Raw genomic sequence first — 13090 nt, 5'->3', positions numbered from 1 at the left:
AAGGCTTGTCCCCCTTCGGGGGTTCGGGGGCTTTCGTCATTCGTTATTCATCTTTTCCTTCACTTTCCCTTCACTTTTCCTTCACTTTCCCTTCATCTTTTCTTCGTTCATTCTTCATCTTTTCTTTGTTCATCGTTCGTCTTTCCTTCGTTCATTGTTCGTCTTTCCTTCGTTCATTGTTCGTCTTTTCTCTATCTGCCCGTGCAGGTCGCACCGCCTTTTATTCATTATAGACCCATTGTAAATCCATTGTAAATCCATTGTAGACCCATTGTAGACCCACTGTAGACCCACTGTAGACCCACTGAAGACCCACTGTAGACCCACTGTAGACCCACTGTAGACCCCCTGTAGACCCACTGTAGACCCACTGTAAACCCACTGTAAACCCACTGTAAACCCATTCTTTCTTCGCCTGTTGCTCGTTTTTCCCATAAGCCTTCTTTAATTTAACTATTAACCATTAATCACTAACCATTAATCATTAACCACTAACCATTAACCATTAACCATTAACCACTAACCATTAACCATTAACCATTAATCACTAACCATTAATCTTTATGATTTCAAATTTTTATATATCATTTTTTTATCCTATTTTTGTCGCGAAAAAACAAACTCTCTTCTATGTTATCATTATCTTTTGAAGAGAGTATAATCACTAAAATTATGTCATTAATCAAATCAATCTCAGGTATTCGTGGTACTATTGGAGGTGTACCCGATGAAAATCTAACCCCTATCGATGCCGTAAAATTCGCTGCCGCTTATGGTACGTGGCTCAAAGAAAACCTCAACAAAGCAAATATAAAGGTAGTTGTAGGAAGAGATGCACGTATTTCGGGCGAAATGATACAGAACTTAGTACAATACACTCTTGTAGGATTAGGCATTAATGTAGTGGATATCGGGCTAAGTACAACTCCTACCGTCGAAGTAGCTGTTACAATGGAAAAAGCCGATGGGGGCATTATTCTCACTGCAAGTCATAATCCTAAACAGTGGAACGCCCTAAAACTTCTCAATAATAAGGGAGAGTTCCTCAGTGCTAAAGAAGGTGAAAGAATTCTAACCATCGCTCAAGAGAACAAGGTGGTTTTTGCTGACGTAGAAGCTTTAGGAAGCATTTCTCACGATAATACCTATATTCAAAAACATATTGAGGCAGTGTTAGGGTTGCTAACATCTTCCACTATCGAAGCCATACGCAATTGTAAATTCAAAGTGGTTGTTGATGCGGTGAACTCCACAGGAGGTATTGCAATTCCAAAGTTATTGGAACATTTTGGCGTAGAAGTAGTTCGTTTGTATTGTGAACCAAACGGACATTTTCCTCATAACCCCGAACCTTTAAAAGAACATTTGGGAGACATCTGCAAAAAAGTACTTGAAGAAAAAGCCGATTTTGGTATCGTAGTAGACCCCGATGTAGATAGATTAGCTTTTATTACGGAAGAAGGTGAAATGTTCGGCGAAGAATATACTTTGGTTGCTTGCGCTGATTATATTTTAGGAAAAACCAAAGGAAATGTAGTCTCTAACCTCTCTTCTTCTCGTGCATTGAGAGATATAGCCGAAAAGCACGGAGTACAGTATGCAGCAGGAGCTGTAGGTGAGGTAAACGTAGTTGCTAAAATGAAAGAAGTGCACGCAATCATAGGTGGTGAAGGCAATGGAGGTATTATCTATCCTGAACTACACTATGGTCGTGACGCTTTGGTAGGTGTAGCGTTATTCCTTTCCTTACTTGCTGAAAGAAAATGCAGTGTAAAGACCTTGCGCAATAGTTATCCTGCTTATTATATGAGCAAGAACAAAATACAACTTACCAAAGACATTAACCCCGATAATATCCTACGTGAAATGCAAAAGAAGTACGCACACGAGCAAATCAATACTATCGATGGCTTAAAGATTGATTTTCCTCAAAGCTGGGTACACTTGCGAAAATCTAATACTGAACCTATTATTCGCATTTACACTGAAGCTAAAAATCAAGCAGAAGCCGATGAACTTGCTCTGCGTTTCATTGAAGAAATGAAAGCCGTTGCTTTTGTAAAGTAACTGATTCATAATTTACTAATTATTAAAACTCCCTATAAAGCTGTTAGCTTTATAGGGAGTTTTCTATATCTTTTTCTCTAATTCCTTAGAGCTCAAGAGCTTGTTTAGGATTGCCATTCATTAGAATCTCTACAGGATTTTCGAGAGCTTCTTTTACAGCTACTAAAAATCCTACTGATTCACGCCCATCGATGATACGGTGGTCGTATGAAAGAGCGACATACATTACAGGAGCAATCACTATCTGTCCGTTGCGCACGATAGGGCGGTCGACGATGTTGTGCATACCCAAAATCCCTGATTGTGGCGGATTGATGATAGGAGTAGAAAGCATAGAGCCAAACACGCCCCCATTAGTAATCGTAAAAGTACCACCGGTCATTTCATCTACCGTAATTTGTCCATCACGAGCGCGGGTAGCTAAACGTTTTACTTCGGCTTCCACACCTCTAAACGAAAGGTTCTCGGCATTGCGAATCACGGGAACCATCAAGCCTTTAGGTCCTGAAACGGCTATAGAGATGTCGCAGAAATCGTAAGTTACCTTGTCTTGTCCGTCAATCATCGAATTGACATCGGGGAAGAGTTTAAGAGCACGCACGACGGCTAAAGTAAAGAACGACATAAAGCCGAGGCTCACATTATGGCGCTCTTTGAAAGCGTCCTTATATTTGGCGCGCAACTCGTAAATAGCCGTCATATCCACTTCATTGAAGGTAGTGAGCATAGCGGTTTCATTCTTAGCACTCACCAAACGTTCGGCTACTTTTCGGCGCAACATACTCATCTTAGTACGCACTTCTTTGCGAACGCCACCCGTAGGAGTCCCCATCGAAGGTTTAGAGGCTTTAAGTGCATCATCTTTGGTAATACGACCGCCTTTGCCTGTACCCACTACTGCTGATACAGGAATCTCGCGTTCTGCTAATATTTTACGAGCGGCAGGACTTGGAACTTGCTTTGCAGAAGATGCAGGTGCTATAGGAGCTGTGGAAGGTGCAGGAGCTGTAGGTTTGGGTGTCTCAGGAGCTTCCTGTTTAACTGGTTGTAATGGTGAAGTACCTGCTGATGAAGCTCCTACTGGTGCTTTTGCTTTAGTATCAATCAGGCATACCACTTGTCCTACTTTTACAGCTTCGCCTTCTTCGGCTTTCAGTGTAATGACTCCACTGGCTTCAGCGGGAAGTTCGAGAGTAGCCTTATCGGAATCCACTTCGGCAACAGCTTGGTCTTTGGTTACATAATCACCCGTTTTTACAAGCCAACGGGCTATTTCTACTTCGGTGATAGATTCCCCAGGTGAAGGGACTTTCATTTCCAACATATCGTTTAGTTTTAGGTGTTAGGTGTTAGTTATTTCGTCGTTAAAAAGTTTTTCAATTTTGCTAATAAGCCTTTGCGTTCTTGTTTATCATTTTGCAAGAGAGTTTCAAGTTCTTGTCGGTTGAGGGTTATAAGCATATAGTGACCATCGAGTTTTTGTATTTTCTCTTGAGGCAATCGCTCTAAAAAGGTTTGGTAATCGAGTCCGTCGAGTACCTCATAAGCATCAGGGTCGTTTTCATCGCCGTTGATAACTACCAAACTAATGCGCCATAACTTTACATCGTCTTGACTGAGGTTTACTTGGGTGAAATCTACAAAAGGCGGATATTCATATGGCAAGATAGTAGGAACGCCCTCTGTAAGAGCATAAGCTCCCATCACCTCTCCTCTGTCATTTCTAAAAAACTGCTGACGTGCGATATATGCATCAGGGTGCTCATATAGTTGCTTTTCTATGAGCTGACTAAAGGCTTTTACCTTATCTTCGGCAGCTAATAACCCGTTTATCATTTCGTCTGACAAACATATAGGGCGGTAGACACCGAACAGATAAGATCCTCCTTTTTCACCTTCATAACATTTGATACCAAATTTAATATCGTTTCTATAATCGTATGTAATGGCATTGGGCTCATAAACCTCTCCTTCTTCATCAACTACTTTGCTACCCAATGCAGTGGCTATTTTGCCAATAAACTCGTACGCACCTAACCAATCGGCTTCGGTACTAGGAGTAAAGACGCGCACACCGTAGTCTTGGGTTTCGGTGTCGTAAGAGACCTCAAAACCGCGACCACTGATGCCTTCTTGTCCCATCAGCATATAGCCCCAATCACTGAGCGGTGCGTTCATCACTTGAGAGTAATGCTCGTCGTTATCATCAATAGAGTATTGTACAAATCCCTCACGCTGGAGGTCGAGCAATTGCTGAGGAGTCATTTCTTCAGGTGCTTGTGTATTTTTAATGTAAAAAGTTCGACTCATCTTTTTAGGTGTTATGTGTTAGAAAGCTCCGTTCCTCATAGGGGTTGAACTTTACCAAAGTTTGCGACGAATTGCTCGTCGTGCTACGACTTAGGTTCATAAGGTGGTATATCTAACTTTTCAGGATTTCCTTTTAGAGTAACTAAAATCACTCCGTTTTTAGCTTTCTCACCGTATTTTTCAGTAGCTTTTTTGTCTTTTAGCACTACGATACTCTCTACTCTTTTAGGGCTGACATTGTTCATAAAAAGCTTTCCTACTTCAGGATCTGAAAACTCTACATCATTGACAACAATTAGAGGAAAAGCTTTATTAGAATTTTCTATTCCTGATAGGTTATCTTTCTTAGAAGTGTCTTTACTTTTCTTCAAAGTAATGATAACCACTCCTTTTTCGCCTTTACTACCATATAAAGCAGTGGCAGAAGGATCTTTAAGTACCTTAATATTCTCAATATCATTGGGATCAATTGCGTTTAAAAAGATACTACCTATCTTATTATCGTCTATCATAACGTCATTCACCACGAACAAGGGTGAATATTGCTCTTGTGATGCACACCTGATAACTGTTTTTTGCGCTGATAGTGCATAAGTGGTTATCAGCAATAGTAATGTAATAATTCGTTTCATATCAATTGGTATTTTTAGTTTTTTCTTATTCAAATACAGCTGCGATAGCTTCGTTGTGGCGTTTGCGGTCACGGGTATGGCTACCAGAGGCAGGGGCCGCATAGGCGGGAGTACCTACATAACGCCATTTTACCAAATCGAAATTCATTAACATATAACCATAAGCGCCCATATTTTTAGGTTCTTCTTGCGCCCAAATAAAGTCGGTGGCGTGTTTGTACTTCGTTATAATGGTTTTGAGTTGTGTTAGCGGTAGCGGGAACAACTGCTCGATGCGCACTAAGGCTATATCATCTCTGCCAAGTTTTTCGCGTTCGGCATAGAGGTCGTAGTAATAGCGACCAGAGCAAAATACTACGCGTTTTACTTTTTGAGCTTTAGCGATAGGGTTGTCTAACACCTCTTGGAACTGTCCGCCAGCTAAGTCTTCCACAGTTGAAATCACTTGGGGGTGACGCAATAAGCTTTTAGGAGTGAATATTACCAACGGCTTACGGAAGGTAGTCTTCATTTGGCGACGTAGTAGGTGGAAAAAGTTAGCGGGGGTAGTACAATTGGCTACATACATATTGTTCTCAGCACAGAGTTGCAAATAGCGTTCTATACGTGCCGAAGAGTGCTCAGCTCCTTGTCCTTCATAACCGTGAGGGAGTAACATTACCAATCCGTCTTGTACTTTCCATTTGTCTTCACCACAACAGATATACTGGTCAATCATTATTTGCGCACCATTGGAAAAATCGCCGAACTGTGCTTCCCATATGGTAAGCGTGCGCGGACTTGCCATTGCATAGCCGTACTCATAGCCCAAGACTCCATATTCGGATAACAGCGAATTGTAGATATGGAAAGTACCTGTTGCCAATTGTTTGGCTTTGAGGTCTTGCAAGAAGCATATTTCTTCTTCGGTATCTTCTGTTTTGAGCACGGCGTGACGATGCGAGAATGTACCGCGTTGCACATCTTCCCCAGTGATACGTACATCATAGCCCTCAGTAAGGAGTGAACCATACGCCAAGAGTTCTGCCATTCCCCAATCGATATGGTTGTGTGCATACGCCTCTTTACGGTCGGCTACAATCTTTTTCACCTTACTGATAAAAGGTTTATCGGCAGGCAATTCAGTAAGAGCCTTGGCTATTGTGTCAAGTTTTCCTTTGCTAATAGTCGTATCTACCTTTTGTAACATTTGTTTTGGCGATGCTATTTCAAAACCTTGCCATTCGGTTTGCATAAAAGGTTTTAATATCGTAAGTGGTTCGCGACGAGATGCTTCGAGGTCGGCATCAAGAGTAGCTTTATAAGCGTTCTCTATCTCGGTAACATAACTTTGCTGTATGAGCCCTTCTTCGATTAGCTTCTGTGCGTAAATATTGCGGGGATTGTCGTGCTTACTTATAATTTTGTACAAAAGAGGTTGTGTAAAACGCGGTTCATCGCCCTCATTATGACCGTATTTGCGATAGCCAAAGAGATTGATATACACATCTTTGCCAAAGGCTTGTCGGTAATCGACTGCCAAGAGAAAAGTGCGCACTACGGCTTCGGCATCGTCGGCATTTACGTGAAGCACAGGCGAATCGTTCATCTTTGCAATATCGGTACAGTACAACGACGAACGCGAGTCGGCAAAATTAGCAGTGAACCCTACTTGGTTGTTTATTACTATATGCACGGTACCCGCATTGGTGAAGCCTCTCAAGCCACACATCTGCACCGTTTCGTAGACGATACCCTGCCCTGACACAGCAGCATCACCGTGAATGATGATAGGCAAGGCTTGTCGGAAATTCTCTTGACAATAGTGGTCTTGTTTCGCACGAGTAATACCTCCTACAACGGCATCTACAGATTCGAGATGCGAAGGGTTAGGTACCAAATTCATATCTACGGTTTTTCCGGCACGAGTAGTGCGTTGGGTGGTGATACCCAAGTGGTATTTCACATCACCGTCGAACCAATCGTCCATTTCGTAATCCTTACCGTCGAACTCGGAAAAGATATCCTTTGGATTCTTGCCGAACACATTGGCTAATACATTTAATCGCCCACGGTGCGCCATACCGAGTACTACGTGTTTTACTCCTTGCTCGGCAGCAGCTTCCACCATAAAGTCGAGACCTGCGATGAGTGCATCGTTGCCTTCAAGCGAAAAGCGTTTTTGACCTACATACTTAGTATGAAGGAAGTTCTCAAAAGAAGTGGCTTCATTAAGTTTGTTAAGGATTTGCAGTTTTTCTTCCTTAGAAAACTGAGGTTTATTGTCATTTTGCTGTAATCGTTTGGTGAACCAATCGCGTTCTTGGGGATTGTGAATATACTGATATTCTACCCCTATCGACTTACAATAAGTAGTATTCAACGCCTCAATAATTGCACTTAAAGGCGAGGGAGCTAAGCCTATTTCACGAGCAGCATCGAAGGTAGTATTGAGGTCAGCCGTTGTAAGTCCGTAGTTTTCGATAGCCAAAGTAGGTGTATATGGCTCACGAGGACGTAGCGGATTAATTTGTGCGAATAAGTGACCGTAAGTGCGATAACCATTGATGAGGTTAAGCACGGCAAACTCTTTCTTGACAGTTTCGGAAAGCGCAGGGTTTTCGTTACCCACCACTTGTTGTACCATTACGGGTACCGCTTCTTCTACCGGAGTGCTGTATTGCTCTTGAGCAAAATCGAAACCTTGAAAGAAAGCACGCCAACTGGGTTCTACCGCATCGGGGTTTTCGAGATATTTATCGTATAAATCACCAAAATAAGCCGTACTTGCGGCATTCAAAAAAGAATACTTATCCATAAAAAGCAATTGTTTCGTTTATTTTTCATTAATGATAGGCAAAGGTAATGTTTTGTTTTGGAATAACCATACTTTTTATGAAATATTTTTAAGATAATGTATTAGTAATTTGGGAATTAGCCAATTAGAAAATTAGTAAATAAGAATTCTGACTAAAAAAGGAATATCTAACCTTATAGAAATCTTAAAAATCAATAAAAATTGAAACTATAAAATAGTTGTGATATTAAAAAAATATCAACTCATTAGACGGATCATTTTCTTTATATAGATATTATCTATGAGAAATGAGGAAAAAAGAGCCATTTTGGAGGGAGTTTGACCGAAGGTAGACCGAAGCTAAAGCGAAGCTAAGACGAACAAAAGACGAACAAAAGACGAAGGAACACTAATAATAACCTATATATTAGATGCTTATAAGAGCAATTTGTGATAGATAAAATCTATTGAAAAGAGGAAATTTAGTAATGTTTATTCTGAAAATGTAGGGATATGGAGCTTGTCAGAAAAGTTTTGTTTTGTGAAGGCAATTTGCCAATCACCTCTACAATATAACTAAAAGAAATTGATTATCAATGTAATCAACTTTTCCAAAAGTGCGAGCCACACAGGCAACTTTGGCAAAGTATAGCGACGCAAATGCGATTTTAAGACTTTTAGAACAGCCTGAATGTAGCTCTTGAAGTATCTTGGCACTTTTTTTGTAATTATATATTTCTAAAAGATTTGGTTTTTATGAAGAAATACTTTTTTATAGCACTCCTCTGCTGGGGAGGTACTGCTCTTTGGTCTCAAAACAGCGAGGAAATAAGTAAAGAACGCGCTGGTTATGAACAACCTTATCACCCTGAGGAAGACGGTGATGCACGTATTACACAACTGCTAAAACAAGCTAAAAAAGAACACAAAAAAGTGTTGGTGCAAATAGGTGGGAATTGGTGTGTGTGGTGCTTGCGCTTTAACCATTTGGTGACTACTACGCCTGAACTGAAAAGTATTTTGGATAAGAAATATATTTTTTATCACCTAAACTTCTCACCTGAAAACAAGAATGAAAAAGCTTTTAAAAAGTACGGAAACCCTGGCGCACAATATGGTTATCCCTCTTTTTTGATTCTCAACGAAAAAGGAGATGTGCTTTTCACTCAAAAAAGTGAAGATTTAGAATCGGGGAAGGGGTATGATGTGAAGAAAGTAAAGAAATTCTTGCAAGGAAGGTTGTAATTTGCAAATTAGAAAATTAGAGAATTAGCAGATTGTGTTATTGACTAAATTGACTAATAAGTTTGATAATTTCAAGGGCTTGAGTGGCAGGGACGGGATTGGCACCTTTGCCTGTTAAAGCTTGGTAAAGGTCGTTATAAAAAAGCCAATAGTTACCGTGTTGGGCAGTGGTAAACAAACGTTTTTCAAGTGTATGGAGAATGCCATTGGGCTCGGTAACAGAAGGTAGCCACTGAGAGGCGGAAGGGATAGTGCCCGCTACTAAGGCTTTTTCTTGTCCGTCGAACCGCTGTTGAAGGAAGGAACCCTTAGTACCGTGCAAGGTGTACTCCCATTGGCGTTCCAAAGCATAGGTAGTGGATTTAAGACGGACGCGTAGTTCGTTTTCGTAAAAGAGAATCAGTTCAAAATAATCGTCGGTTTGAGTACCTTTGCGAAGGTAACCCAAATCGGCGTATACGTTTTTAGGAGTACCGAATAGCTGGAGCGCTTGGTCTATGAGATGTGCCCCTAAATCGTAGAGAGCCCCTCCCCCACGTTCGGGAGTTTCCTTATGAGCCTTGGCACTAATTTCAGTGCGGAAACGGTCGAAGCGCATTTCTACTTCTTTGAGTTCGCCCAACACACCACTGTTTACTATTTCTTTCACCTTTAAATAATCGGCATCATAACGCCTATTTTGGTAAACGGAAAGCAGCTTGCCTTGTTTTGTAGCCAATGTATTGAGTTCTTCAGCCTGCTCGACAGTAACGGTAAAAGGCTTTTCTACCAATACATTCTTATTTGCTAATAACGCTTCTTTGGCATACTCATAATGGGTTTGCACGGGGGTATTGACCACTACCAAATCTACCGCAGGGTCTTGTAGCATTTCGTTTACTGAGCGATAAAGTTTAGCACCAGGATATAGAGCGCGCGAATCGGAACGATGGCGTTCTACTATCGCATAGAGTTGATACTGTGGGTGTTGTGCTATGAAAGGGGCGTGAAATACCCGTCCACTCATACCAAAGCTGGCAAGGGCTACATTAATAGTCATTAGATAAGTATTTATAATTCTTTTAGGGAATTGATAATGTCCTTCATCTGCTGGTAATTCTTTTCTTTTTTGCTAGCTAACGTCCAGGTAAAAACTTGGTAGTAGGTCTTTTTAGTTTCGACAATAGCCACCACGTAAAAGACTCCGATACCATTGACGGTTTCCGTAGTTTCAACTACTACAGCAGGATATTTATTAATGGTAGTTTCGGTAATTTGTTTATCAGTAGGGCGCATCATCTTAGCTTCTGCCCAACCTTTTTTGCAGATGCTAAAATAGTCCTTTAATCCGAAGGATTTAACAAAGGCTTTTTTGTTTTTAATATGCAAAGAGTCCTTTAACACTTGGTAAAGCATCTCATTAAGCTCCTTGCGGTCTTCATCGATTACTGCAACAAAAAGCTCAGACTTACCGTTGCCATATTGCAGAGAGGCTTCTTCATAAAGATTATTTTGGCTGGTAAGAGAGTTAGGTAGTGTCATTTCATATCTATCTTCAACTTTCACTACTTGAGTGGCTTCAGAGGAGGTATCGCTCACTCTGCAAGCCGTAGCTAAAAGGAAGACAAAGATGAAATGCAAGTTACGTTTTAAACGCTTCATCTCTTTCCTAATTTAGTTTTTTCCGCCACAAAAGTATAAATAATTTTTAAACTAATCAACTTTTTAGCAAAAAAAATAAAACAAATACTTTTTTAGTTGAAAAAAAAGGTTGAATTTTGTACCCGAAAATACAAGAAGATGCTACCGCTGAAAGACACATTAAAACACAAAGGTTTACGGAATCAATTAGCTGATTTATTGAGAGAAAAAGGCATAAAGGACAAGCGTGTATTGGAGGCTATTCGCACGATACCACGCCATTTGTTTATGGACAGCAGTTTTGAAGACCACGCTTACCAAGATAAGGCTTTCCCGATAGAGGAAGGGCAAACTATCTCTCAACCCTATACCGTAGCTTTCCAAACGGAATTGCTACAAGTATCACCTCGACAAAAAGTATTGGAGATAGGTACGGGCAGTGGCTATCAAGCTAGTGTACTGCTATATTTAGGGGTACAGCTTTACACTATTGAGCGACAACAGAAACTCTTTAAGCAAACACAAAAACTACTTCCCAAACTAATGAATCGTACTGTGCATATGTACTTTGGCGACGGTTATAAAGGGATTCCTAACGAAGCGCCTTTTGACCGTATTTTGGTAACGGCAGGTGCTCCATATGTGCCGAAAGCGTTGCTTGCACAATTGGCGGTAGGAGGACGTTTAGTAATTCCGATAGGAGAAGAAACTCAAACAATGACGCTTTACGAGCGCATATCGGAAAAAGAATTTCACAAGACTACGCACGGTACTTTTCAGTTTGTACCGATGCTAAAAGAGAGAAACTGATGATTAATGGTGAGTGATTAATAATAATTTTATATGAGAACCATTGCTTTTGTTTTACTATCGTTATTACTGTTTTCGTGTAAAACAGTGCAACGCCCTAAAATGACAGCTCCTATGGATGAAGCTGCTATTAAGACCCTTAATGAAGGAACGTATTATGTGTATTCTGAGCCTATGGAAAAGCAAGCTCCCTTGTTCTTTCCGCTACTGCCCAAAGAATACCGAGAAACAGCGCTACCTTTAAGTAGGTTTAAACTGCAAGTAAAAGCAGATTCACTGTACGTGAGTTACCAAAAAGTGAAGGATAGCACGACTACTGTGAGAATGGTAGCTGGTTTTAAAGGCAAACAGAAGAAGAACTTTTGGCAACGCTATAATAGGTTTAGAATCTATCCGTTTATTCCTATTTATTTAGGAGTAGATATTGATAGAATACGCATAGCTCCTGATAAAGATGGGAATTTGTTAGTAGAAGTATATAAAGACCGACAAGGAGCGGTTATGTTTGTACAGTTTTTCAATACTTACTACGATACTTTTGTATTTAAACGTGAAGAACATAATGAATTACCTGAAAAAACTACAACAGAGTAGGTTGAAGATTTTTTGGAGTGACAGATAAAAAAGAGCAAAGCGACTTAACGTTTTGCTCTTTTTGTTTCTTAAATAAGTTTCTAAGGATAATGATATGGGAGATTTATTGCTTGACAAAGGTCATAGTAGAAGTATGTTTCTTTCCTTTATCATCTTCTATTGGAGAAGTAAAGGTAAGTTTATTCCCTGATATGGTAAAATTTAAAGAACCACCTTCTTGATTATTAATAAGTATTATTGTATTTTTTGAAACAGTGTATTTTCCAATTGTTTTTTTGAGTTCACAAGAACCATCATAAAAATAGGACACATATTCTTTGTCAGAAAAAACAAAATAAGGAAGTTCCTTACATTTTCCACAGAATAAATACTTAGGATATACTTCACAAGCATTCTTTCCATCAATAGTCATACTTTCAAACTTCCAAGTGCCAATCAAATCCTTGTTTTGTACGTTTCCTCCACTATCACTTTTGCTACAAGCGATAAGAGTTACTAAAATTACTGCCATAATGGCTACTACCTGTGTAACAGTGCGAAAGGTCGCCCACGCTACGTTTTTGTTTTTGTTTTTCATTGCTATTGTTACATAAAATTAAGTTTATACCTACTCTGTTCAGGCTTTTCGGTTACCGCCTTTTAAGTAGGTTTCACTATAACAGAGCAATAAAAAAACGTGGGAACATTCCTTATTGCTCAATTTCTGAAGCCCGACCAAAGGCCATAAGTACAAAGCAAAAGGAATGCCCACGTAACCGCAGGCATTTCTACATTTACTTTTCCTGTACTTATTGAAAAATTGGTCGTTTTCAGAAATTAGGAAACTGTAAAGCGAAACGCTATATGTTATTTTATAATACTGTTTTAAAAACTATACAAGTTAGTACTTCTTATAATAGTTATTTTGGTTTAATGAGGCAAATGTACAAAAAAATATCATTCCTACAAAATAAAAGAGTATTTTTGACAAAAATATTGCGTTATCAACTTTGGCAAAGTTTGAAACCAAAACTGTAAGGAAGATTTATAAAGTACT

At 39.8% G+C, this 13090-nt stretch carries 11 protein-coding genes; 4 read left to right on the top strand and 7 right to left on the bottom strand.

From position 1 onward, the window contains the following. Positions 1–672: 672 nt before the first annotated feature. Positions 673–2067: a phosphoglucosamine mutase gene (gene glmM, locus HMPREF9078_RS03240; RefSeq protein WP_034542716.1), complete on the top strand. Its 1395-nt coding sequence runs from the start codon at positions 673–675 to the stop codon at positions 2065–2067. An 85-nt stretch (positions 2068–2152) separates the two neighbouring features. Here the strand turns inward: glmM and odhB are convergent, their stop codons facing one another. The 4 genes from odhB to HMPREF9078_RS03220 form a co-directional block, all read right to left on the bottom strand. Continuing rightward, positions 2153–3391, bottom strand: coding sequence for a 2-oxoglutarate dehydrogenase complex dihydrolipoyllysine-residue succinyltransferase (gene odhB / locus HMPREF9078_RS03235; RefSeq protein WP_009419320.1), 1239 nt, complete (start codon positions 3389–3391; stop codon positions 2153–2155). Between the two features lie 29 nt (positions 3392–3420). Continuing rightward, positions 3421–4377, bottom strand: coding sequence for a DUF4299 domain-containing protein (locus HMPREF9078_RS03230; protein WP_009419319.1), 957 nt, complete (start codon positions 4375–4377; stop codon positions 3421–3423). An 83-nt stretch (positions 4378–4460) separates the two neighbouring features. Beyond that, complete coding sequence (locus HMPREF9078_RS03225) at positions 4461–5009, bottom strand: TonB-dependent receptor plug domain-containing protein (RefSeq protein WP_034542702.1); 549 nt, start codon at positions 5007–5009, stop codon at positions 4461–4463. Positions 5010–5034: 25 nt separating this feature from the next. Then, on the bottom strand, positions 5035–7806 hold the full coding sequence (locus HMPREF9078_RS03220) for a 2-oxoglutarate dehydrogenase E1 component (RefSeq protein ID WP_009419317.1): 2772 nt from the start codon (positions 7804–7806) through the stop codon (positions 5035–5037). 735 nt (positions 7807–8541) lie between these two features. Between HMPREF9078_RS03220 and HMPREF9078_RS03215 the strand changes: the two genes are divergently transcribed. After that, positions 8542–9030, top strand: coding sequence for a thioredoxin family protein (locus tag HMPREF9078_RS03215; protein ID WP_009411346.1), 489 nt, complete (start codon positions 8542–8544; stop codon positions 9028–9030). 37 nt (positions 9031–9067) lie between these two features. Here HMPREF9078_RS03215 and HMPREF9078_RS03210 read toward each other — a convergent pair whose 3' ends face one another. Further along, complete coding sequence (locus HMPREF9078_RS03210) at positions 9068–10069, bottom strand: Gfo/Idh/MocA family oxidoreductase (protein ID WP_009419316.1); 1002 nt, start codon at positions 10067–10069, stop codon at positions 9068–9070. An 11-nt stretch (positions 10070–10080) separates the two neighbouring features. After that, on the bottom strand, positions 10081–10671 hold the full coding sequence (locus HMPREF9078_RS03205) for a hypothetical protein (RefSeq protein WP_009419315.1): 591 nt from the start codon (positions 10669–10671) through the stop codon (positions 10081–10083). Positions 10672–10809: 138 nt separating this feature from the next. Here HMPREF9078_RS03205 and HMPREF9078_RS03200 point away from each other — a divergent pair, with 138 nt between their 5' ends. Next, on the top strand, positions 10810–11460 hold the full coding sequence (locus tag HMPREF9078_RS03200; protein WP_002671501.1) for a protein-L-isoaspartate(D-aspartate) O-methyltransferase: 651 nt from the start codon (positions 10810–10812) through the stop codon (positions 11458–11460). Between the two features lie 33 nt (positions 11461–11493). Then, a complete protein-coding gene (locus HMPREF9078_RS03195; protein ID WP_034542699.1) occupies positions 11494–12054 on the top strand; it encodes a hypothetical protein in 561 nt (186 codons plus the stop codon). A gap of 103 nt (positions 12055–12157) precedes the next feature. Here the strand turns inward: HMPREF9078_RS03195 and HMPREF9078_RS03190 are convergent, their stop codons facing one another. Beyond that, positions 12158–12631: a lipocalin family protein gene (locus HMPREF9078_RS03190; protein WP_009419313.1), complete on the bottom strand. Its 474-nt coding sequence runs from the start codon at positions 12629–12631 to the stop codon at positions 12158–12160. Positions 12632–13090: the final 459 nt, after the last annotated feature.

It is taken from the genome of Capnocytophaga sp. oral taxon 380 str. F0488 (genome assembly GCF_000318255.2).
Lineage (GTDB): Bacteria > Bacteroidota > Bacteroidia > Flavobacteriales > Flavobacteriaceae > Capnocytophaga > Capnocytophaga ochracea.
The sequence above is the reverse complement of the archived record's forward strand: the minus strand, read 5'-3'. Positions and strand labels throughout refer to the sequence as shown.